Here is a 23000-nt window from a genome sequence, read left to right on the forward strand (position 1 = left end):
GGCGCCTGTGGTTTAGCGTGCGGGGTGTGAGTGGATCTGTGGGTCTGCAGGTGCTCGATCTGGTGGGCATCTTTGTGTTCGGGATCACTGGCGCGCTGGTCGGCGTACGCAAGAAGCTCGATGTGTTCGGCATCATGGTGCTCGCGCTGGTCACCGGGCTGGGCGGTGGATTCCTGCGAGACGTTCTGATCGGCGCGACGCCGCCGGCGGCGCTGCAGGACTGGCGCTACCTCGTGGTGCCGGTCGTGGCCGGGTTGCTCACGTTCTTCCTGCATCCCGGGATCGGCCGGGTGGAGCGATTGGTGAACATCTTCGACGCGGCCGGTCTCGCACTGTTCTGCGTCACCGGCGCGCTGAAGGCCATCGAGTACGGGCTGACGCCGCTCCCGGCGGTCGTGCTCGGCACGATCTCCGGCATCGGCGGCGGCGTGATCCGCGACATCCTCAGCGGCCGGGTTCCCGTCGTGCTCCGGTCCGAGATCTACGCCATCCCGGCCTTCCTCGGCGCCGCCATCGTGGTCGTCGCCGCGGCCCTCGAGTACCACGCCCTCTGGGTTCCGTTCGCCGCGGCCCTGGCGTGTTTCGCGATCCGGCTGGTCGCGATCCGCCGCGGCTGGAACGCGCCGCTACCCCGCAACCCGTGACGGTGCGGCCCAGCCGTTGACCACGGCAAGCAACTCCAGATACCTCGGCCAGCGCGGGTCGGCCTCGGTACGGCGAAGTTCGATCAGCCGCCCGCGGAACTCCGGGTCGTGCCACAGGGGCTGGTCCGTGGCGAGAGCACGGTAGCCCACGGCCATCCGCCGTACCGATGCCCGGAAGGTCTCGTCCTGCGTCAGCGTCGCCAGCTCCAGCCACGCCTCGACCTGCCGTCCGTCGGCATCGTCGGGGAGCACCGGGGTCAGGTTCTGGCGGACCGCGGCGAGCTCGGGCTCGTCGCCGAGGACGGCGGTCAGGAAGTCCGCGATCAGCGCGCGGCGCTCGTGGTCGGACTGGGCAGTGAGGTCATGCATGAGTTCGAGCTCCTCGGGAGTGGAATGGCGTTGGGCGACCACCGACAGGACGGCCTGCTGCAGCTGCAGGGTCCGGATCTGCACGGTCAGCGCCTCGGCGTGTGCGGTGACGACCTCGGCGAGCGTCCGCTCCTGCTCCAGCACCGCGCGCACCGTCGGCAGATCGATGCCTAGGGCACGCAACGTCCGGATGAGCTCGAGCCTCGCGACCGCGTCGCCGTCGTACCGGCGGTGACCGGCAGCAGTACGCCGTGACGCCAGCAGCCCTTGGTCGGAGTAGTACCGCACCGTCTTCACCGACACCCCGGCCAGCCGAGCGACCGCACCGATCGAGTGGTCCATGCCCACAGCCTCACACCTCCCCTGAGAGGAGATACAAGCCTAGTTATGAGCGAAGCGCCTCTTGGGCCGGGCGAAGGTGGTCGAGAAGGCGGCGACCAGGGCGCAGGCGATGCCGATCGAGAACGGGACCCAGTAGGCCTTCGACGGGCCCCAGAGGTCGACGGCGTGACCGGCGGCGGCGTTGCCCGGGGCGACGCCGAGGAGGATGCCGGTGACGGTCCAGGTGATCGCCTCGGTGAGGCGCTGGGGCGGGACCCACTCCTCGACGCAGGCAGTGACGGCAACCATGGTCGGCGCGATGGTGGTGCCGCAGAAGAACAGCACCACACCAAGCATCAGCACGCTGTCGACCCAGGGCAGCGGCGCGAGGGTGACGGCGAGCAAGACCGTGCCGAACAGCAAGCGCCGCTCGACCCGAGCACGCCAGTGCACCGAGCCGTACCAGAGTCCGGCCAGCAGGCTGCCGAACGCCCACACGGCCAGTACGACGCCGGACAGCCCTGCCTGACCCTTCTCGGTGGTGAACGCGATCGTGATCACCTCGGTGCCACCCAGGGTCGCTCCGAGCCCGGCACCGATGAGGCTGAGCAGCAGGATCGAGACCCAGGGGAGTGGCGTCTGCTCGGCGCCGTCGGACTTGCCGCGGCCGGGCGGATCCGAGGCGCGCAACATCGCCAGCCAGACACCGCCGATCAGTCCGAGCAGTCCGGCCGCGGACAGAGCGGCGTACGGGCTGACCTGGGTGGCGAGCGCGGTGACCAGAACCGGACCGACGATGAAGACGACCTCGTCGCCGACCGCCTCGAGGGCGAACGCCGTCTGCAGCGCACGCCCGCGGCCGAGCAGATGCGTCCAGCGGGCGCGGACGAACGAGCCGACCTGCGGACGGGTGCCACCGGCAACGAATGACAGGACGTACATGACCCACGTAGCGGCGTCGGCACGGACCGCGACGAGCAGCGCCCCGAGAGCGACGGTGCAGACGACCGAACCGATCAGGATCAGCATCCGCTGGCCGAAGCGATCGACCAGCCGGCCCTGGATCGGGCCGGTCAGCGCGCCGGCGATCACGGCGACGCCGGAGACCGTGCCGGCCAGGCCGTACGAGCCGCTCTCCTGGGCGATCAGGATGACGATACCGAGGCCGATCATCGAGATCGGCATACGCCCGAGGATCCCGGCGGCGAAGAACGCACTGGCACCGGGACGGCGCATGAGGTGGACGTAGGGCTTGAGCATGAGGGACCGGCAACACCCTAGCTGTTGGCGGTCTGAGAAACTCGGAATATGCCGCTGCCCCAGTCGCCTGCCGCCGCGCCGTACGACGCGGTCCTGCTGTTGTCCTTCGGTGGTCCCGAGAAGCCCGACGACGTCCTGCCGTTCCTGCAGAACGTCACCCGGGGACGGGGGATCCCGGACGAGCGGCTGAAGGAGGTCGGCGAGCACTACTACGCGTTCGGCGGGAAGAGCCCGATCAACGACCAGAACCGGCAGTTGCTGAAGGCGCTGCGGGAGTCGTTCGACGAGATCGGCCTGGACCTGCCGATCTACTGGGGCAACCGTAACTGGGCGCCGTACCTGACCGACACGATGCGCGAGATGGCCGCCGACGGGATCCGCCGGGCAGTGGTGATCGTCACGTCGGCCTATCCGTCGTACTCCGGGTGCCGGCAGTACCGCGAGAACCTGGAGGACGCGGCGCGCGCGGTCCCGGACGCGCCGCGGATCGACAAGCTCCGGCACTACGCGAACCACCCGGGCTTCGTCGGCTCGTTCGTCGAGTCGACCGCCGAGGCGCTGGGCACGCTGCCCGAGGGGTCCGCGATCGCCTACGTGACGCACTCGATCCCGACCGCGATGAACGCGACCAGCGGTCCCGACGGCAACGCGTACGTCGACTGGCACCTGGACGTGGCCGCGGAGATCAATGCCGAGCTCGAGCGCCGGACCGGGCAGACCCGGCGGACCGATCTGGTCTACTGCTCGCGGTCCGGCCCGGCGCAGGTCCCGTGGCTCGAGCCGGACGTGAACGACCACCTGGAGGCGCTCGCGGCCGAGGGTGTTCCGGGGGTGGCCGTCGTACCGATCGGGTTCGTGAGCGACCACATGGAGGTCATCTACGACCTCGACACCGAGGCCGCCCGGACGGCCGGGAAGCTGCGCCTGCCGATGGCCCGGGCCGCGACCCCCGGCACCGACGAGAAGTTCGTCACCATGCTCCGCGACCTGGTCGTCGAGCGGGCCGCGGCCGAACGCGGCGAGCAGCCGGCCCGGCCGTGCGTCGGCAAGCTCGGCCCGGCGTGGGACGACTGCCGTCACGACTGCTGCCCACCCCTGCGCCGACCTACCCCTAAGGAAGTTGTATGACCGCCGAGAGCCCCCAGCACCTCCTGAAGCTGGCCGTGGAGGTGGCGGAGGAGGCGGCCCGGCTGATCGTCGAGCGGCGCCGCGGCACGATCACGGTCGCCGACACCAAGAGCACCGTCACCGACGTCGTCACCGCGGTCGACCGCGAGTCCGAGGAGCTGATCCGGGCCCGGGTCCTGCAGGCCCGCCCGGACGACTCGTTCCTCGGCGAGGAGGGTGACGACGTGGTCGGCTCCAGCGGCGTGCGCTGGGTGGTCGACCCGATCGACGGCACGGTCAACTACCTGTACGACCTCCCGACGTACGCCGTCTCGATCGCGGTCGAGTACGACGGGGAGACGGTCGCCGGCGTGGTGGTGGACGCACCCAAGGGCGAGGTGTTCACCGCGACCAAGGGCGGTGGCGCGTTCGTGGACGGCAAGCCCATCCAGGTGTCGGGCTGCACCGAGCTGAGCACGGCACTGGTCGGGACCGGATTCGGCTACGACCCCCTCCGCCGGCAGGTCCAGGCCGAGGTGATCCAGCACCTGATCACCAAGGTCCGTGACATCCGCCGGATCGGGGTCGGCGCGATCGACCTGTGCTACGTCGCCTGCGGCCGGCTGGACGCCGTCTTCGAACGCGGGCTGAATCCGTGGGACTACGGAGCGGGTGCGCTGATCGCGGCCGAGGCCGGCGCGACCATCGGCGGGCTGAACGGGGCGCCGGTGTCGCCGGAGATGTCGATCGCGGCCAGTCCGGCGCTGTTCGGGCCGTTCCACGACCTGCTGGCCGCCGCGGACCCGTTGCGGGCCTAAGCAGTCGTGAGTGCTCGTTTCTGCGCAGTGCCGCGCAGTAACGAGCATTTAGGTGTTCGGTCCTGACATTTGTTGCGACACGCGGGTCACACGGTGGACCCAGTCGTGCATCGCGGAGCTTTATAGGGCACAATCCCGTCCTCGGGAGCGGTGGTTGCCGGTCCCGGCCTGGCTGTCAAGGGTTTCGGGGGACGAAGGTTCAGCGCGGTGCTTCGGCGCGGAATTTCTCGGCCGCTTTACCCGTTCAAGGGCTCAGCAGGCAACACCACGGGTATGAAGAGGGCAGGGAACTACCATGGCGACTGATTACGACGCCCCGCGCAAGACGGACGAGGACGCTTCCGAAGAGTCGATCGAGGAACTGAAGACTCGCCGTCACGACAAGAACTCCGGCAAGGTCGACGAGGACGAGGCCGAGGCCGCGGAGAGCTTCGAGCTGCCCGGCGCCGACCTGAGCCACGAGGAGCTGGCGGTGCGGGTGCTCCCGCGCCAGGCCGACGAGTTCACCTGTTCGAGCTGCTTCCTGGTTCACCACCGCAGTCAGCTCGCGGAGACGAAGAACGGGCAGCTGATCTGCCGCGACTGCGCAGCCTGACACCAGCGCCCTTCTTCTGCTTGAAGCACAACGGGACCGTTCCCAGACCCTGGGAACGGTCCCGCTTGTCATGTCCGGCCCCGCTGGTCCGCCTTCGCCAGGCCGCTACCACCCACGCCGAGCGGAGCGAGGCGGGTTTCAGTCGTCCTTCTTCACCAGATCCGTATCCGTGTCCTTGATCAAGCCCTTGGTCGCGTCCTGCTCGTAGCCCGGCGGCGCGTACCCGGTCGACTTGAGCCAGTACTCGGCCGCCCGCCGCTCGGCGAACAGCTTGGCGGCCGCCGCGGCGGCACCACTCGCCACCGCCCACGTGACGACTTCGGCGTACCCGCCCTCGCCGTGCTTCGGCGGTTTCCCGCCCGAACCCAGCTTCCAGGCGGTACTGACCGCCTTGTTCGCGACCAGACCCACCACCAGCGTGAACACGGCCAGTACCAGCTTCCAGCCGATCTTCGCTCCGACCACAGCAGCCTCCTTACAGCAAGTCCCCGACAATCAGGATCTTGTCACGCTGTGCCCGGTCAGCGCTGCTGCCAGTCGTTCCGGGTGCCGCGTGGCGATCACCCAGTACGGCGCGGGGTCGCGCGGATCGGTGATCTCGACCCGGACCGCGCCCCGTACGTAGCTGCGCAGCAGCAGGTACGCCTTCGGGTCGCACTCCCGCCCGAACGCGTCGCGCGCGTCCTGCCCGGTCAGCGCCTCGACCTTGCCGAGGTACGCCCGTTCGATGACGGCCTCCCCGGCCCGGAACCGCTCGGCGTCCACCTCGACCCGTGCCCCGCCGTACTGGAGGAAGGTGAGCACCAGGATGAGTGCGGCGAGGCCGCCGACGAAGGTGCCGCCGAACGACCCGACGGGTACGTAGGTGATCACGAAGAGCGTGACGACCAGGGCCGCGCCGATGATCCACCACGCCACCGGCACGCTCAGACGCTCGCGATAGGTACCCACAGGACCAGCCTGGCATGTGGTCGGTCCAGCCGTCTCGGTAGGGTCACCTCCCGTGACCGAGGTTCTGATCCAGCGACTCGACCCCGACCTGCCGCTCCCGTCGTACGCGCATCCTGGCGACGCCGGCGCGGACCTGGTGGCGGCCAGCGACATCACTCTCAAGCCCGGCGAGCGGGGCCTGGTCGGCACCGGCATCGCGATCGCCCTGCAGGACGGGTACGCCGCCTTCGTGCATCCGCGTTCCGGACTGGCCGCGAAGCACGGGGTGTCGCTCGTGAACACACCGGGCACTGTGGATGCGGGTTACCGTGGCGAGATCAAGGTGTGCCTGATCAACCACGACCCGCACACCGAGGTGACGCTGCGGCGCGGCGACCGGATCGCCCAGCTGATCATCCAGCAGGTGGAGAAGGCGCGCTTCGTCGAGGTGACTTCCTTGCCCGGTTCGGCCCGGGGCGCTGGCGGACACGGCTCGACCGGCGGTTTCGGTGATGTGACACGCTGAGCCTGGACGCGATGAGCTGTCCAAATGTGAACAGTGCATCCCTTGAGCTGACGGGTGCGCGAAACTACGGCGGGCTTGTACCGACACCATAAGGAAACAGAATGATTTTCCGCCGCAAGGCAAAGAACGAAGACCCCGAGACGACCGAGACGGAAGCGGCCGTCGAGGAGACCGGTACGGCGGAACCCCGCGCCGAGGGGCCGTTCGACTCCAGCGAAGTCGATGCCGAGGTGCTGGAGGCGGAGGACCGGATCGACCTGGGCGCGCTGGTGATCACCGGCATGCCCGGGATGGAGCTGCGGCTGCAGGTCGACGAGCAGACCGGCCAGGTGCAGGCGATCCTGCTGGTGCTGGAGGACTCCGCGCTCGAACTGCGGGCGTTCGCGGCACCGAAGAAGAGCGGCATCTGGGGCGAGGTCCGGCGTGAGATTGCCGCCGAGGCCACCCGGATGGGCGGCACGGCGACCGAGACCGAGGGACCGTTCGGCACCGAGCTCGTGCTGGTCGTGCCGGTCGAGGACCCCGAAGGACAGATCTTCAGCCAGACCTCGCGGGTGATCGGAGTGGACGGCCCGCGCTGGCTGCTCCGGGCCACCGTGCTCGGCCGGGCCGCGGTCGAGCCGGACTCCGCGCCGCCGATGGAGGAGAGGCTGCGCAGCGTCGTCGTGGTTCGCGGCCCCGAGCCGATGGCTGTCCGCGAGTCGCTGCCGTTGCGGCTCCCGCCGGGCGCTCAGCCGGCGGACGAGGAACAGGCGTGACGGGACTACACTCGAATCATGGGTAGCGACAAACCCGCGGGGCTGTGGAAGCGCGCGTTCCGGGGACTGGCCGGAGACCGCGACCAGCAGGACGCCGAGGTTCTGCAGGACTTCGCGCAGGACTGTGGTGCGCGGTCGATCACCGGCTGCCACGACCGGGAGATGGTCACGCTGTTCGGCACGTTGCGCACGATCACATTCAGCCCGCGCGGCGGCGTACCGGCCTTGGAGGGCGAGTTGTACGACGGCACCGGCACGGTCAAGCTGATCTGGCTCGGCCGGCGCAAGATCGCCGGGATCCACCCCGGCTCGGAACTGATCGCCTCCGGGCGGATCGGCGTCGTCGACGGTGACCGCGTGATGTTCAACCCGCGGTACGAGCTCCGTCCGACGGCCGCCCATGGCTGAGCCGACGTCGCGCCGCGACCAGGTCGAGGAGAACCTGGAAGAGAAGCTGGTCGACATCCTTCAGCCCGAGGTGGAAGCTGCCGCGACCACCCCGCCGGCCGAGGAGACCGAGAAGCCCGCGCAGACCACCGACAAGGACTTCTTCCACGCACTGGGTGGCTGGGGCGCGCTGCTCGACATCGGCCTGCCCTGGATCGCGTTCCTGATCGTCTACGCGGCCACCGACCACAACCTGCGGATCGCGCTGATCGTGGCGGTCGGCTGCGGTGCCGCGGTCGCCGTGCTGCGGCTGGTCCGCAAGCAGGCGCTCCGCAACGTCTTCGGCGGTTTCGTCGGCGTCCTGATCTCCGCCTGGGTCGCGAACCGCACCGGCAACGCCAAGGACGTCTACATCCCGGGCCTGCTCACGAACCTCGGGTACGGCGCTCTTTACCTGATCACCGTGCTGATCCGTTGGCCGCTGTTCGGCGTGCTGTACGGCCTGATCACGCAGACCGGCACGGCGTGGCGCAAGGACCCGGCGATGCTGAAGGGTTTCTCGCGGGCCACTCTGGTGTTCGTCGGCCTGTTCGCGATCCGCCTGATCGTCCAGGTGCCGCTGTACTTCACCGGCAGCCTGAACGCACTCGGCATCGCGAAGATCGGCCTTGGCCTGCCGTTCTACGCGCTCGCACTCTGGCTCGCGTACGCCGTACTGCGCGGATCGCTGCCGCCGGAGAAGTGGGCCGAGACACGTGACCACGTGACCCACCTGCTCCGAGGCAACAAGAAGTAGACAGCCGCCAGCCCTCGCACGCTAGGCAGGCGCTACGAGGTAGCGCCTGCCTAGCACGCGGGGGATTTCTACTGCTCGGCCTTGCGGTGGTGGGGGGAGAGCATGTCCTCGAGTTGTTCCTCGGTCTCGTCCGCGGCGACGAACAGCAGCTCGTCGTTCAGCTCGAGGGTGCCTTCCGGGTCCGGGCGCAGGACCCGGCCCTCGCGCAGGATGACCACCAGCGCGGTGTCCAGCGGCCAGTCGATGTCGCCGACCCGCTGACCGATCATCGGGGAGTCCTCGGGCAGGGTCAGCTCGACCAGGTTCGCGTCGCCCTGGCGGAAGGTGAACAGCCGGACCAGGTCGCCGACCGAGACGGCCTCCTCGACCAGCGCGGACATGATCCGCGGGGTCGAGACCGCGACGTCCACGCCCCAGGCCTCGTTGAACATCCACTCGTTCCGCGGATGGTTGACCCGGGCAACGGTCCGGGGGACACCGAACTCGGTCTTGGCGAGCAGTGAGACGACCAGGTTGACCTTGTCGTCGCCGGTGCTCGCGATCGCCACCTGGCAGCGCTGCAGCGCGGCTTCCTCGAGCGAGGACAGCTCGCACGCGTCGGCCAGCAGCCACTCGGCCCGCGGCACCGACTCGGCCTTGATCGCCCGCGGGTCCTTGTCGATCAGCAGCACCTCGTGGCCGTTCTCCAGCAGCTCGCCGGCGATCGAACGACCGACGTTGCCGGCTCCGGCGATGGCTACCCGCATCACAGCTCCTCAGGCTTGGTGCCGAGTTGGGCCTCGACCGCGGCGGCGTCGCGTTCCAGCATCACCACGTGCACCAGATCACCCTCCTGGATGACCGTGTCGGCCCGGGGCAGCAGACCCTCGCCGAGCCGGGTCAGGAACGCGACCCGGACGCCGGCGGCCTTCTCGATGTCGAGCACGAGCCGGCCGACCCAGTCGGAGTGCACGTGCACCTCGGCCAGCCGGACCGTCCCGGACGGATCGCGCCACTCCGGCTCGGACCCCTCCGGCAGCAGCCGGCGCATCATCTGGTCGACGGTCCAGCGGACGGTGCCGACGGTCGGGATACCGAGCCGCTGGTACACCTCGGCGCGGCCCGGGTCGTAGATCCGGGCCACCACGTTGCTGATGCCGAACGTCTCCCGGGCCACCCGGGCGGCCAGGATGTTGGAGTTGTCGCCGTTCGAGACCGCGGCGAACGCCTCGGCGTCCTCGATCCCGGCCTCGATCAGGACCTCGCGGTCGAAACCCATCCCGACGATCGTCCGGCCGGTGTAGTTCGGGCTGAGCCGGCGGAAGGCATCGGCCGACTGGTCGATGATGGCGACCGTGTGGCCACGCTTCTCCAAGCCCCGCGCCAGCGTCGACCCGACGCGGCCGCAGCCCATGATGACGACGTGCACTCGGTGATCACTCCTTGCCCCGTCTGGGGGCCGCTGGCTCGGGTTCGGCAGGGATAGACGCTACACCGGACCGGGGCTTCGGCTGACATCACAGACCGGCCACCCTCTGACTCCCTCTGACGTCACGCACCGCTCCTCCCTCTAACATCACCGGTGTGACTCCCGCTCTAGGCGATATCGGTAAACGGCTGCTGCTCGGGCGCAAACTGCGCAGCACCCAGCTGGGTGAGACCCTGCTGCCGAAGCGCATAGCCCTCCCGGTGTTCGCCAGCGACGCCCTGTCGTCGGTGGCCTACGCCCCGGACGAGATCTTCCTGACGCTGTCGATCGCCGGCCTGGCCGCGCTGACGATCTCGTGGAAGATCTCACTGGCCGTCGCGGTGGTCCTGGTCGTGGTGGTGCTGTCCTACCGGCAGAACGTCCACGCCTACCCTTCCGGCGGCGGCGACTACGAGGTCGCCAACGAGAACCTGGGTCCGACCGCCGGACTCACCGTGGCCAGCGCGCTGATGGTCGACTACGTGCTCACCGTCGCCGTGTCGATCTCGTCGGCCGCGCAGTACGCCGCGTCGGCGATACCGGCGCTGGAAGGACACCAGGCCACGGCGGCCGTGATCGCGGTGCTCTTCCTGACCACGATGAACCTGCGGGGCGTGCGCGAATCGGGCGCCGCGTTCGCGATCCCGACGTACATCTTCATGTTCACCATCCTGGGGATGGCCGCGTGGGGTTTCGGCCGGCTGCTGTTCGGGACTCTGCCGGACGCGAGCAGCTCGAACCTGGGTCTCGCCGCCGAGGGTCAGTTCGCGCACGGGGCGAGCGGGCTGGCGATGGCGTTCCTGGTCCTGCGGGCGTTCTCGTCCGGCTGTGCTGCGCTGACGGGTGTCGAGGCGATCAGCAACGGCGTGCCCGCCTTCAAGAAGCCGAAGAGCAAGAACGCGGCGACCACGCTGGCCCTGCTCGGCTCCATCTCGATCGCCATGGTGGTCAGTGTGGTCGCGCTGGCCAACGTGATGAAGGTGCGCTTCGCCGAGAACCCGGCCACCCAGCTGACCCTGGACGGGGTGCCGGTCGGGGAGGAATACCACCAGGACCCGGTGATCGGGCAGTTGGCCAAGGGTATCTTCGACCACTTCTCGCCCGGCTTCTACCTGGTCGCGGCGGCCACCGGCGTGATCCTGGTGCTGGCCGCGAACACCGCGTTCAACGGGTTCCCGGTGCTCGGCTCGATCCTGGCCCGGGACGGCTACCTGCCGCGTCAGCTGCACACCCGTGGCGACCGGCTCGCGTTCAGCAACGGCATCGTCATCCTGGCCGGCTTCGCGATCGTCCTGATCGTCGCGTTCAACGCCGAGGTGACCCGGCTGATCCAGCTCTACATCGTCGGTGTGTTCGTGTCCTTCACGATCAGCCAGACCGGCATGGTCCGGCACTGGACCCGGCTGCTGCGCGACGAGCAGAACCCCGGCGAGCGCGCCCGGATGAAGCGGTCCCGGGTGATCAACACCATCGGCCTGACGCTGACCGGCATCGTGCTGATCATCGTGCTGATCACCAAGTTCCTGCTCGGGGCGTACATCGCGATCATCGCGATGGCGGTGCTGTTCATGCTGATGAAGGGGATCCGCCGGCACTACGACACGGTCGCTCGGCAGATGGCGGCCGAGGGCGACGAGCCGCTGATGCTGCCGTCCCGGGTGCACGCGATCGTGCTGGTCTCCAAGCTGCACAAGCCGACCCTGCGGGCCCTGGCGTTCGCCAAGGCAGCCCGGCCGTACCAGCTCGAGGCGGTCACGGTCGACGTCGACCGGGACGAGTCGGACCAGCTCCAGGCCGAGTGGGACACCCGGGGCATCCCGATCCCGCTGAAGCGGCTGGCCTCGCCGTACCGGGAGATCACCCGGCCGATCCTGCAGTACGTCCGGGACATCCGGCGGCAGTCTCCTCGGGACGTGGTGATGGTCTACATCCCGGAGTACGTCGTCGGCCACTGGTGGGAGCACTTCCTGCACAACCAGAGCGCCCTGCGGCTCAAGGGGCGGCTCTTGTTCACACCTGGTGTGATGGTTACGTCCGTTCCTTATCAGCTGATCTCGGCGAGTGACGCGGAGGAGCGGCAGGATCGGGTGGAACGGGTCGCAGGCCAGGTACGGCGTGGAGCCCGTAAACCGTCAGGAGATCGGTGACAGACGAGACCATCGTCGGGACAGTAGTCGAGCTGGACGTCGGGCCAGTCGCGCACGGAGGGCACTGTGTAGCCCGGTACGAGGGACAGGTGGTCTTCGTCCGGCACGCGCTGCCGGGCGAGCTGGTGCACGCTCGCATCACCGAGCAGAACGCCAAGTACCTGCGGGCGGACGCCGTCCAGGTGCTCACACCGTCTCCACAACGGATCGAACCGCCCTGCCCGTACGCCGGTCCCGGCCTGTGCGGCGGCTGTGACTTCCAGCATGCCAACATCGTGGAGCAGCGGCGGCTGAAGGCGACCGTCGTGTCGGACACGCTCCGGCGCATCGGCGGGATCGAGCGCACGATCGTGATGGAGTCCCCAGGCGACGACGGCCTCGGCTGGCGGACCCGGATGCGGTACGCCGTGGTGGACGGGCGGCCGGGGATGTACGCGCACCGCTCGCACGACCTGATCCCGATCGACCGGTGTCTGATCGCCCACCAGGACACTCCCGACGTACTGAGTGAGCGGTGGCCGGGCGTGTCATCCGTACAGGCCGTGGTGTCCTCCGAGGGCAAGACCGCCGTACAGACCGATGCAGATCCCGGTGGGCGAGTCGTGGAGGTCGTGCGCAACCGGCGGTTCCGGGTGGAGGCCGGTGGGTTCTGGCAGGTGCACCCCGCGGCTCCCGAGACGCTGGTGGACGCCGTACTGAGCGGGCTGGAGCCGGCGGCGGGGGAGACCGCGCTGGATCTGTACTCGGGGGTCGGGCTGTTCGCGGCGTTCCTGGCCGAGGCGGGGTGCGCGGTGCTGGCGATCGAGGGTGACAAGGACGCGGTGCGCAACGCGCGGCGGAACCTGCATGACCTGCCGGACGTGACTTTGGAGAACGGTGACGTCGACCGGGTGCTCAATATGGCGGCCGGACAGGGGCTGGAGCGCGTCGATCTGGTCGTCCTGGACCCACCGCGGACGGGTGCCGGGAAGGACGTCGTACGACGGATCGCCGCACTGGGACCGCGGCGAGTGGCGTATGTGGCGTGTGATCCGGCAGCGCTGGCGCGGGACCTCAAGACGTTCGGGCGACTCGGCTACGGGATCGCCTCGCTGCGCGCTTTCGACCTGTTCGGCATGACACACCACATCGAATGCGTAGCCATCCTCGAGCCTGTGGACAGTACTGATGCCGCGCCTCCGGCGCGGCGGGTCATGGGGCTTTGACTCCCGGCCTTCCTCGTCGCTCCAGTCGCTTCGCTCCCTCCACTCCTCAGTCCAGGCCGGGAGGCCCCAGGACCGTGAAGTGGTGAGTGGGGGAGCCCTCGGGTAGCGTTCTGGCCTGGATTCCAATGCGCTGGAGACCTGATGCCGCTCGTTGACCTGGATGACCCGGAGGAGTTGCGCGCCCGCTGGACCGCACTCGCCGCGGTCGCCCATGCCACGGGCTTCGACCGGCGGTGGTACGCCGACGCCGCCGGGTACCACCATCAGGACGAGACGGCGTCCGTGTTGCGGATGGTGCGGCTGGGCGACGGGCGGACGGTGCTGTTCGGGTTCCACACCCAGCACAGCCAGACCACCGGCGCCGACCTGCTCGCGGGGTCGCCGGACTGGATCGGCCAGCCCGAGGTGCGGCGGCGACAGTCGGCGGGTGAGCTCGGGTTCGTGTACGGCGCGTTCAACGGGACCTGGGCGCGGGCGTCGTACCCGGGGGATCCGTGGCAGCCGGTGGAGGACGGGTTCGCGCCGATCGCGCAGTGGATCATCTCCGACGAGGCCGCCGCCGACGAGATGATCGAGTGGGTTACGGAGTGGGCCGACTACCTCGGCGGTCTGGACGAGCTCCGGCCGTCCGGGGTCGGGCTGATCCGGAGCATTTCGGCTTCCGGGATCACCGCCGCGGCGCTGGGTGCCTTCTTCGACCGCTTCGAGATCGACCCGCGTTCCCCGGTGCAGCCGGACGTGCCGGCCGGTGTGGCCGCGGGAGCGGACTTCACCCGGAACTTTGCGGTCACGGAAAATTTCGCCGACGAACCTGACACAGCCGAGGTCTCGGTCGTTGAGGATGTCGTGATTGGAACATCCGACGGCCCGCCGGTCGACGACGAGGAGGAATCCTTCGTCGTCCCACCCGGCATCAGCCCGTTCACCGGCCAGCCGATCGACGAGGCGCCGCCGGTTGCGCCGTACGAACAGGTCCCGTACCGCTCCGCCCGCGACGAGACCCCGCCGGCAACGCCGAACGAACAGGTCCCGTACCGCTCCGCCCGCGACGAGGACTACGGCGTCACCGCCAAGAAACAAGGCTGGCTCCGCCGCCGCAAACATGACGACACCCCGGCATCCGGCTCTCCGGACGCGCCCACACCCCACCAATCGCGCGGTCCCGGCGCCGACCCGTCAGGCCACCCCGGCACCCACCCATCGGGCGGCTACCCCCAGGGTGGCCCAGCTCCGGGAACCTATGTGCCCAACGGCATGACAGGCACCGGGCTGCCCAGCCGCTCGGGGTACGACCCCACCCTCCCGTCCGCCGAGCCACCACGCGTAGGCGGTGGTGTGCACGAGGGCGACGACTTCTACGCCAGCCTCTTCGCCGACGCCCCCGCAGCTGCCTACCAGCCAGAACCCCCCGCCCCCGACGCACAAGACTGGGAAACCGCCGAACAACCCTCCTGGTCCGACCAGGACGCCACCAGCGAATACAACCCCTTCGCCGACGACCCCACCCCATCCCGCCCAACCACCCCGCCGCGCGCCCCGGACCGCGAATGGGTAGGCGGCGCCTGGATCAACGGCGAATGGGTAGAAGACCCCACAGCCAACACCCAGCCCAACGAGTCGCCCTTCGCGCACCCGAACGACCCCCGGCCCCCTGAGCCGCCTCTCGCGCACCCGGCCGACCCCCGGCCCACCAAGCCGCCCCTCGCACGCCAGGCCGACTCCCGGCCCACTGAGCCGCCCCACGCGCACCCGGCCGACTCCCAGCCCGCCGAGTCCCCCTTCACGCGCCCCGCCGACTCGCCGCCGACCGGATCCCCCTTCACCACGCCGGCCGACGCACACGCAACCGACTCACCCTTCGCCCCACCGGCTGACCCGCACCCGGCGGCGCCTTTCGTCTCCCCAGCCGCCCCCCAGTCGACCGACTCTCCTTTCGCGCCGTCAGCCGACCCCCAGCCGACCGCCCCGCCTTTCGCCTCTTCACCGGGCGCCGAGGATGCAGAGGACGACGACGCTCCCACCGCCGAGATCGCCGCCGTCCTCGACGCGGACCCAGCGGAAGAAGAGCCGTCCTCCTTCACCGGCCCATCCCCGTTCGCCCCGGTCCAGCAGCCGGAACCCGCCGCATTCGCCGCGGATGACGCCGAGGACCAGACGGCCGAGATCCCCGCGGTATCAGCCGACCCCACCACGGCCGAGCCCACCGAGGCGATCGCCGAGGAAGCCCCCGCAGCACCTGCGCACCCCCTCACACGACCCGCAGAGGAGCCGCTCGCGGCACCCGCAGCGCAGCAATTCACAGCGGCAGAGGAACAGTTCACGCCAGCTGCGCAGGACCCGTTCGCACCAGGTGCAGCCCGGGAGCCATTTGCGGCATCTGAAGCTCAGGAGCCGTCAGCTACAGCTGCGGATGAGCAGTTCGCGGCCGCTGCAGATCAGTCGGCGCGACCAGCACTTCGGTTCAACGGCGCGGATGCGGAGGACGAGAACGAGGTCTTCGGCACGCGTGCTCCGGAGGCTAAAGCTCAGGTTCACCCTCAACCGCAACCATGGCCGCGTCCAGACCCGCACCCCGAGCCATGGCCCCAGCCCGACCCCCACCCGGCTCCCTGGCCGCAGCCCACCCCGCCCAGCCCAGAGCCCACTCCACCCACCCCCGGGCCGACGCCAACCCCCGACCCGTACCCAACCCCCGTACCAGGCCCCCAGCCCGGCCCACGACCCGAGCCGACGCCAGGCCCAGGCCCACACCCGGGCCCCACCCCCGAGCCAATCCCAGGTCCCGACCCCCAGCCGGGACCCGAGCCGACCCCAGACCCCGAGCCGCAACCGTGGCCGGACCCCGAGCCATCTCCCCAGCCCTGGCCCGACCCAGAGCCAGCTCCCCAACCGGAGCCCGACCCGCAGCCCGAGCCGGACCCTGCCCCCTGGCCGGACCCCGAACCAGAGCCCCCCACCGAGCAAGACCCCCAACCCCACCCCGAACCCACTCACGCCGAACCCACTCACGCCGAGCCCGCCTACGCCGAGCATTCCGAGCTCGCCCATCCCGAACGCACTCACGTCGAGCCCGCCTACGCCGAGCACTCCGAACCCGCCCACGCCGAGCACCCCGCATGGCTCGGTGAGATGGACGAAAACGAGTCTGCCGCGGCCGAACTGTCGTCGCCGTTCACGCCCACGCCCGAGGACGAAGAGCCAACCGGCTTCGTCCCGGTGGTAGACGAGACCGAGCCAACCCACCTGCCGGAGACGGCCGAGCCGGGCCGCACGCCGGTGACAGGCGAGAACGGCCAGAGCCGCGTGCCGGCCGCCGAGTACGCGGACCCCAAGCCCGCACCGGATGACGCCGCCGAGTACGCCGCCTTCCCGTCCGCCCCGGAGGCGGACGCGCACAAGAGGTTCGTGACGGCTACAGATGCCGACGACCGTGCGGGGTACGACGCCGAGGCCGACGAGCGTGCTGGGTACGACGCCGAGGACGACGAGCCGACCGGCTTCGTGCCGGTCATTGCTGAGTACGCGGAGTTCATGCCCGTGCCGGAGGCGAACGGGCACGCGGGGTTTGTGGACGAGGATGACGAGCCGACGGGCTTCGTGCCGATCGTCGACGCCGACGACGATGCGGAGGTCGCGTCCGTCGCGGGGACCGGGCAGGGCGCACCGGAGGAAGGTTGGCTGGACGCTGGGCGACCGGCGGACGGGGTCAACGGGCACGACTACGCCGCAGCCGAGGCGGCCAACCGGTACGACTACGCCGCGGGTGAGCGCGCGGCGGCGGAGGCGGCCAACGGGCGCGACTACGCGGCGAACGGGCGCGGGGCCGCGGTCGAGGATGGCGGCCGGCACGATCATGCTGCCGCCGAGGTGGGTGGTGGGCCTGACCCGCTCGCGGTGGAGCGGGCGGCGGCGGTGGTGGCTCGGATGTCTATTCCGGGGTTGGGGCTGGTGGGGGCTGATGGGCCTCGGATTCAGCCGGCGCCGGGGTCGATCGAGGAGGCGATGCGGGCCGAGGTCGAGCGTCCGCGTCCGCGGCCGACCGATTCGGAGGCGATGACGGCGTTGCACGCGTGGTGCCGGGCCCGGACCGCGGTCGTGCCGTCGGGGTTCACCATTCAGGTCCAGGTGCTGGACCCGAGCGCCCCGTCGTACCGGTTCGACCTCGAGCCCCCGGACGTGGACGACCCGGAGTACGCCGCCGACAAGCTGAGCGGCCTGCTCGGCGATCTGTGGCTGACCGAGGCGCAGACCGAGCAGGGCGGCTGGCTGTTCGCCCGGATCGACGCCGCCGGCCGGACTCTGCGCATCGACCGCTGGTACGACCAAGTGCCGGACTGGTGGGACAACCCGATCGAGCCGCGCCTCGACGTACACGGTCTTGTACGCCGTCTGTACGGGCGTGGTCCCGACTGGCAACCGTCGTACCTGGAGAAGTTGTACATCAGCGCGGGATAGCGTTGGCGCCATGCTTCTCAGGATCTTCACCGAACCTCAGCAAGGTGCCTCCTACGACGATCTGCTCGCGGTGGCACGCAAGACCGAGGAGAACGGCTTCGACGCGTTCTTCCGGTCCGACCACTACATGGTGATGGGCGACGACGACGGCCTCCCCGGGCCGACCGACGCCTGGATCACGCTGGCCGGACTCGCGCGCGAGACCAGCCGGATCAAGCTCGGAACGCTGGTCAGCTCGGCCACCTTCCGCAACCCCGGCGTACTGGCGATCTCGGTCGCCCAGGTCGATCAGATGAGCGGGGGGCGGGCGGAGCTCGGGCTCGGTGCCGGCTGGTTCGAGGCGGAGCACCAGGCGTACGGCCTGGACTTCCCGGACACGCCCGGCCGGTTCGACCTGCTGACCGAGCAGCTCGAGCTGATCACCGGCCTGTGGGACACGCCGCTGGGGGAGAAGTACAACTTCCAGGGCAAGCACTACCAGTTGACCGACTCGCCGGCGCTGCCGAAGCCGGTCCAGCAGCCGCACCCGCCGGTCATCGTCGGCGGCGCGGGCAAGAAGCGGACGCCGTCGCTCGCCGCGAAACACGCGAGTGAGTTCAACGCCGGCTTCCGCTCGGTCGAGCTGACCGACACCCTCTTCAAGCGCGTCCAGGCCGCGTGCGAGGAGATCGGCCGCGACCCGAAGACGCTCGCTCTGTCCACCGCGCACACGGTCGTCGTCGGGAAGGACGACGCCGAGGTCAAGCAACGCGCCGAGGCGATCGGCCGCGACGTCGAAGACCTCAAGGCCAACGCGATCGCCGGCACCCCCGCCGAGGTCGTCGACCGCCTGGGCCAGTTCGCCGCCGTCGGCTCCCAACGCCAGTACGTCCAGATCATGGACCTCCAAGACCTCACCCACCTCGACCTCATCGCGTCCGAGGTCCTCCCACAGGTCTCCTGAACGTCGGCGCCTAAGTCGGAACAAGGGCACAGGTAGTCTGAGTTAGACTACATAAGTCGGAATATCTCCGACCTTGTTCCGACTTGGGGAACGACGGTGGCCTTCGAGAACGCAGACGGCGCTGAGCCGGCGTGGCCAGCCCACGTGCCGGAACGGCGGCCGTGGCGGCAGCGCAGTCGGGGTGGTGCGGCCGCGGATCGCATGCTCAGCGACGTGATCACGATGCGACCGCCGTTGATCGCGGACCGCCAGGCGCGGCTGGGACCTGAACTCCAGGTGGCGATGGAGGCGTGCGTCATGGAGATTGTGGCGCTCGATCACTCCCACGGCGCCGAGCTCGGAGCCCTCGAGACGTTGCTCCTGCGGACCGAGTCGGTCGCTTCGTCGAAGATCGAGCACATCGATGCGTCGGTGGATGACTATGCCCGGGCGCTCCACGGCATCAAGTCGAATCCGTCGGCGACATCGATGGCGGCGTCGACCGCTGCGCTGGCAGCGTTGATCGGCTCTGTCGACACCGGTGCGGATATCGAGGTGCAGATGATCTTGATGGCCCACCTGGCGCTGATGCTCGATGATCCGCAGGAGAGCGCGTACGCGGGCCGCTTCCGCGACCTGCAGAACTGGATCGGCGGCAGCGACTACTCCCCACGGAACGCCGTGTACGTCCCGCCGCCTCCCGAGACGGTTCCGGAGTACATGGCTGATCTCGTCGCGTTTGCGAACCGCACCGATCTGCCGGTGCTGGTCCAGGCGGCGGTCGTCCATGCCCAGTTCGAGTCCGTCCATCCGTTCACCGACGGAAACGGCCGGATCGGCCGCGCGCTGATCAACACCGTCCTGCGTCGACGGGGCGCGACTCGCCGGGTGGTGGTCCCCTTGGCCTCGGCGCTGGTAGCGCGTCGCGACGACTACTTCGACGTACTGGCGAAGTACCGCGAGGGCAGCATCGAACCGATCATCCAGTCGTTCACCGAGGCTTCGATCATCGCGGCGCGCGAGGCCCGGGTGACCGCGGCCAAGATCGCGGAGTTGCCGCCCCGGTGGCAGCGAGAGGTCGGTGCGCGCGGTGGTAGCGCGACTGCTCGCTTGCTGGATCGGCTGATCGCGGCACCGATCTTCTCGGCGAGCGACGCGGAGGAGGCAATCGGAGGCGCGTCGAGCAGTGTGTACGCCGGTATCGAACGCCTGCACGCGGTTGGAGTGATCCGCCCACTGACATCGCGAACGAGAAACCAGGTCTGGGGTGCGGCGGATCTCCTCGACGAACTGGACGATCTCGCGGTCAGGATCGCGGCCGCGGCGCGCTGATCGCCAGGTGTTCGTCCACAGGTTCTCGATTGCTGGAGGGAGTGGCTCGATGTCGTGTATCTTGATGTCGAGAGAGTTTGGTGTGAGGTTAGGGGAGCCTGATCTCGCGGCTGGGTGGGTTACTCGGCAGGATGGGCCTCAGCGAACAGGACTGGACAGAGGAGCAGGTTGATGGCGAGCGTCGACAGCTTCGGTGCCAAAGGGGCACTCGAGGTCAACGGACAGTCGTACGAGATCTTCAGGTTGGCGGGCATCGAGGGTGCGGACACGCTGCCGTACTCGCTGAAGATCCTGCTGGAGAACCTGCTGCGCACCGAGGACGGCGCGAACATCACCGCCGAGCACATCAGCAAGCTCGGCAACTGGGACCAGAACGCGGCGCCGGACACCGAGATCCAGTTCACGCCGGCCCGGGTGATCATGCAGGACTTCACCGGCGTCCCGTGCGTGGTCGACCTGGCCACGATGCGCGAGGCGGTCGGTGAGCTGGGCGGCGACCCGACCAAGGTCAACCCGCTGGCCCCGGCCGAGCTGGTGATCGACCACTCGGTCATCACCGATGTCTTCGGCCGCCCGGACGCGTTCGAGCGCAACGTCGAGTTCGAGTATCAGCGCAACGGCGAGCGGTACCAGTTCCTCCGCTGGGGCCAGACCGCGTTCGACGACTTCAAGGTCGTCCCGCCGGGCACCGGCATCGTGCACCAGGTCAACATCGAGCATCTCGCGCGTACGGTCATGGTTCGCGACGGCGTGGCCTACCCGGACACCTGCGTCGGCACCGACAGCCACACCACGATGGTGAACGGCCTCGGCGTGCTCGGCTGGGGCGTCGGCGGCATCGAGGCCGAGGCGGCCATGCTCGGCCAGCCCGTGTCGATGCTGATCCCCAAGGTCGTCGGTTTCAAGCTGACCGGCTCGGTGCCGGCCGGCGCCACCGCGACCGACGTCGTACTCACAATCACGCAGCAGCTGCGGAAGCACGGTGTGGTCGGCAAGTTCGTCGAGTTCTACGGCGAGGGTGTCGCGGCCGTCCCGCTGGCGAACCGGGCCACGATCGGCAACATGAGCCCGGAGTTCGGCTCCACCTGCGCGATCTTCCCGATCGACGACGTCACCCTGGAGTACCTGCGGCTGACCGGCCGCAGCGACCAGGACGTCGCCCTGGTTGAGGCGTACGCCAAGGAGCAGGGCCTGTGGCACGACGTTTCGGTCGAGCCCCGCTTCTCGGAGTACCTCGAGCTTGACCTGTCCACGGTCGTCCCGTCGATCGCCGGCCCGAAGCGGCCGCAGGACCGGGTCTCGCTGAGCGAGTCGAAGGAGGCCTTCCGCGGCGCGCTCGCCGACTACGCCACCGAAGAGCTGGATGTCGACCCGTCGGAGACCGGGAGCTTCCCGGCCAGCGACGCGCCGAACGGCCACGGCAACGTGAACGACGAGCCGCACGTCCCGCACGGCGGTCCCGGCCGGCCGGCGAAGAAGACCAGGATCACGCTGAACGGCGCGGAGACCGAGCTCGACCACGGCCACGTCGTGATCGCCAGCATCACCTCCTGCACCAACACGTCGAACCCGTCGGTCATGCTGGCCGCCGCGCTGCTGGCCAAGAACGCGGTGGACAAGGGCCTCGCGTCCAAGCCGTGGGTGAAGACCTCGCTCGCGCCCGGGTCGAAGGTCGTCACCGACTACTACGAGAAGGCCGGCGTCACGCCGTACCTGGAGAAGCTCGGCTTCCACCTGGTCGGCTACGGCTGCACCACCTGCATCGGCAACTCCGGCCCGCTGCCGGAGGCGGTCTCTGCCGGGGTGCAGGAGGCCGACCTGGCGGTCGTTTCGGTGCTGTCCGGCAACCGGAACTTCGAGGGCCGGATCAACCCGGACGTCAAGATGAACTACCTGGCGAGCCCGCCGCTGGTGATCGCCTACGCGCTCGCCGGGACGATGGACTTCGACTTCGAGACCGACGCCCTGGGCCAGGACACCGACGGGAACGACGTGTTCCTGAAGGACATCTGGCCGGCCGCGGACGAGGTCGAGGCGGTGATCGCGACCTCGATCAACAAGGAGATGTTCGCCAAGGACTACGCGGACGTGTTCGCCGGTGACGAGCGCTGGCAGTCGCTGCCGACGCCCGAGGGCAAGACGTTCGCCTGGGACGCCGAGTCGACGTACGTGCGCAAGCCTCCGTACTTCGAGGGGATGGCGAAGGACCCGTCGCCGGTCACCGACATCGCCGGTGCCCGGGTGCTGGCCAAGCTGGGGGACTCCGTCACCACCGACCACATCTCCCCGGCCGGTTCGATCAAGGCCGACAGCCCGGCCGGCAAGTACCTGGCCGAGCACGGCGTCGACCGCAAGGACTTCAACTCCTACGGGTCGCGGCGCGGCAACCACGAGGTGATGATCCGGGGCACGTTCGCGAACATCCGCCTGCGCAACCAGATCGCGCCGGGCACCGAGGGTGGCTTCACCCGCGACTTCACCCAGGCCGACGCGCCGGTCACCACGATCTACGACGCGGCCCAGGCGTACGCCGCCGACGGGACCCCTCTGGTGATCCTGGCCGGCAAGGAGTACGGCTCGGGTTCGTCGCGGGACTGGGCCGCCAAGGGTACGGCGCTGCTCGGGGCGAAAGCCGTGATCACCGAGTCCTTCGAGCGCATCCACCGGTCGAACCTGATCGGCATGGGCGTGCTGCCCCTGCAGTACCCGGAGGGCGAGAACGCGGAGTCGCTCGGCCTGACCGGCGAGGAGACGTTCGACATCACGGGCGTGACCGCGCTGAACGACGGCGAGATCCCGCGCACCGTGCACGTCAAGGTCACCTCGCCCGACGGCGCCGAGCAGGAGTTCGACGCGGTCGTCCGGATCGACACCCCCGGTGAGGCCGACTACTACCGCAACGGCGGCATCCTGCAGTACGTGCTCCGCTCGCTGATCGCGAGCTGACACACCTGCTGGGAGAAAGGGCCGGGTCCGCCGTG

Annotated in this window: 20 protein-coding genes; 14 read left to right on the plus strand and 6 right to left on the minus strand. The window is 69.4% G+C overall.

What is annotated here, in order from left to right:
* The first annotated feature begins 26 nt into the window (after positions 1-26).
* Complete coding sequence (locus ACZ3HV_RS02550) at positions 27-644, plus strand: trimeric intracellular cation channel family protein (RefSeq protein ID WP_465680145.1); 618 nt, start codon at positions 27-29, stop codon at positions 642-644.
* On the opposite strand, the gene ACZ3HV_RS02555 is transcribed toward ACZ3HV_RS02550, so the two are convergent.
* Positions 627-1355 carry a MerR family transcriptional regulator gene (locus tag ACZ3HV_RS02555; protein ID WP_465680147.1) on the minus strand — a complete coding sequence of 243 codons (729 nt, stop codon included), beginning with the start codon at positions 1353-1355 and terminating at the stop codon, positions 627-629. The genes ACZ3HV_RS02550 and ACZ3HV_RS02555 overlap by 18 nt on opposite strands.
* Positions 1356-1394: 39 nt before the next feature.
* On the minus strand, positions 1395-2594 hold the full coding sequence (locus tag ACZ3HV_RS02560) for an MFS transporter (RefSeq protein WP_465680149.1): 1200 nt from the start codon (positions 2592-2594) through the stop codon (positions 1395-1397).
* A gap of 48 nt (positions 2595-2642) precedes the next feature.
* Here ACZ3HV_RS02560 and ACZ3HV_RS02565 point away from each other — a divergent pair, with 48 nt between their 5' ends.
* The 3 genes from ACZ3HV_RS02565 (at position 2643) to ACZ3HV_RS02575 (ending at position 5114) form a co-directional block, all read left to right on the plus strand.
* Positions 2643-3722, plus strand: a complete 1080-nt coding sequence (locus ACZ3HV_RS02565; RefSeq protein ID WP_465680150.1) for a ferrochelatase — start codon at positions 2643-2645, stop codon at positions 3720-3722.
* Positions 3719-4519 carry an inositol monophosphatase family protein gene (locus tag ACZ3HV_RS02570; RefSeq protein ID WP_465680152.1) on the plus strand — a complete coding sequence of 267 codons (801 nt, stop codon included), beginning with the start codon at positions 3719-3721 and terminating at the stop codon, positions 4517-4519. The genes ACZ3HV_RS02565 and ACZ3HV_RS02570 overlap by 4 nt, the downstream gene beginning before the upstream one ends.
* Positions 4520-4814: 295 nt before the next feature.
* The gene (locus ACZ3HV_RS02575; RefSeq protein ID WP_130379292.1) at positions 4815-5114 is read left to right on the plus strand and encodes a DUF4193 domain-containing protein; all 300 of its coding nucleotides are present in this window, start codon (positions 4815-4817) and stop codon (positions 5112-5114) included.
* A gap of 138 nt (positions 5115-5252) precedes the next feature.
* Here ACZ3HV_RS02575 and ACZ3HV_RS02580 read toward each other — a convergent pair whose 3' ends face one another.
* Both ACZ3HV_RS02580 and ACZ3HV_RS02585 read right to left on the minus strand, forming a co-directional pair.
* The gene (locus ACZ3HV_RS02580) at positions 5253-5579 is read right to left on the minus strand and encodes a DUF4235 domain-containing protein (protein WP_360375809.1); all 327 of its coding nucleotides are present in this window, start codon (positions 5577-5579) and stop codon (positions 5253-5255) included.
* A gap of 30 nt (positions 5580-5609) precedes the next feature.
* The gene (locus ACZ3HV_RS02585) at positions 5610-6065 is read right to left on the minus strand and encodes a DUF3093 domain-containing protein (RefSeq protein WP_465680153.1); all 456 of its coding nucleotides are present in this window, start codon (positions 6063-6065) and stop codon (positions 5610-5612) included.
* A gap of 52 nt (positions 6066-6117) precedes the next feature.
* Between ACZ3HV_RS02585 and dut the strand changes: the two genes are divergently transcribed.
* From dut to ACZ3HV_RS02605, 4 genes are all read left to right on the plus strand, one after another.
* Positions 6118-6570 (plus strand): dUTP diphosphatase, encoded by a 453-nt coding sequence (dut, locus tag ACZ3HV_RS02590; RefSeq protein WP_465680155.1) that lies wholly within the window; start codon positions 6118-6120, stop codon positions 6568-6570.
* Between the two features lie 101 nt (positions 6571-6671).
* Positions 6672-7328, plus strand: a complete 657-nt coding sequence (locus ACZ3HV_RS02595) for a DUF3710 domain-containing protein (RefSeq protein ID WP_465680157.1) — start codon at positions 6672-6674, stop codon at positions 7326-7328.
* 18 nt (positions 7329-7346) lie between these two features.
* Entirely contained in the window at positions 7347-7736 is a 390-nt protein-coding gene (locus tag ACZ3HV_RS02600; protein WP_360375801.1) for an OB-fold nucleic acid binding domain-containing protein, read from the plus strand.
* Positions 7729-8511, plus strand: a complete 783-nt coding sequence (locus tag ACZ3HV_RS02605; protein WP_465680159.1) for a DUF3159 domain-containing protein — start codon at positions 7729-7731, stop codon at positions 8509-8511. Before ACZ3HV_RS02600 ends, ACZ3HV_RS02605 begins: the two co-directional genes overlap by 8 nt.
* A 68-nt stretch (positions 8512-8579) precedes the next feature.
* On the opposite strand, the gene ACZ3HV_RS02610 is transcribed toward ACZ3HV_RS02605, so the two are convergent.
* Entirely contained in the window at positions 8580-9257 is a 678-nt protein-coding gene (locus tag ACZ3HV_RS02610) for a potassium channel family protein (protein WP_360375797.1), read from the minus strand.
* Positions 9257-9919 (minus strand): potassium channel family protein, encoded by a 663-nt coding sequence (locus ACZ3HV_RS02615; protein WP_360375795.1) that lies wholly within the window; start codon positions 9917-9919, stop codon positions 9257-9259. Before ACZ3HV_RS02615 ends, ACZ3HV_RS02610 begins: the two co-directional genes overlap by 1 nt.
* Before the next feature lie 155 nt (positions 9920-10074).
* Between ACZ3HV_RS02615 and ACZ3HV_RS02620 the strand changes: the two genes are divergently transcribed.
* The 6 genes from ACZ3HV_RS02620 (at position 10075) to acnA (ending at position 22965) form a co-directional block, all read left to right on the plus strand.
* The gene (locus ACZ3HV_RS02620) at positions 10075-12105 is read left to right on the plus strand and encodes an APC family permease (protein ID WP_465680162.1); all 2031 of its coding nucleotides are present in this window, start codon (positions 10075-10077) and stop codon (positions 12103-12105) included.
* On the plus strand, positions 12102-13310 hold the full coding sequence (locus ACZ3HV_RS02625; protein ID WP_465680163.1) for a class I SAM-dependent RNA methyltransferase: 1209 nt from the start codon (positions 12102-12104) through the stop codon (positions 13308-13310). Before ACZ3HV_RS02620 ends, ACZ3HV_RS02625 begins: the two co-directional genes overlap by 4 nt.
* A gap of 141 nt (positions 13311-13451) precedes the next feature.
* Positions 13452-17765 carry a hypothetical protein gene (locus tag ACZ3HV_RS02630; RefSeq protein ID WP_465680165.1) on the plus strand — a complete coding sequence of 1438 codons (4314 nt, stop codon included), beginning with the start codon at positions 13452-13454 and terminating at the stop codon, positions 17763-17765.
* 10 nt (positions 17766-17775) lie between these two features.
* Complete coding sequence (locus ACZ3HV_RS02635) at positions 17776-18708, plus strand: LLM class F420-dependent oxidoreductase (RefSeq protein WP_465680167.1); 933 nt, start codon at positions 17776-17778, stop codon at positions 18706-18708.
* A gap of 96 nt (positions 18709-18804) precedes the next feature.
* Entirely contained in the window at positions 18805-20019 is a 1215-nt protein-coding gene (locus ACZ3HV_RS02640) for a Fic family protein (protein WP_465680169.1), read from the plus strand.
* A gap of 171 nt (positions 20020-20190) precedes the next feature.
* Positions 20191-22965, plus strand: coding sequence for an aconitate hydratase AcnA (gene acnA, locus ACZ3HV_RS02645; protein ID WP_465680171.1), 2775 nt, complete (start codon positions 20191-20193; stop codon positions 22963-22965).
* Positions 22966-23000: the final 35 nt, after the last annotated feature.

It is taken from the genome of Kribbella sp. NPDC020701 (assembly GCF_055562215.1).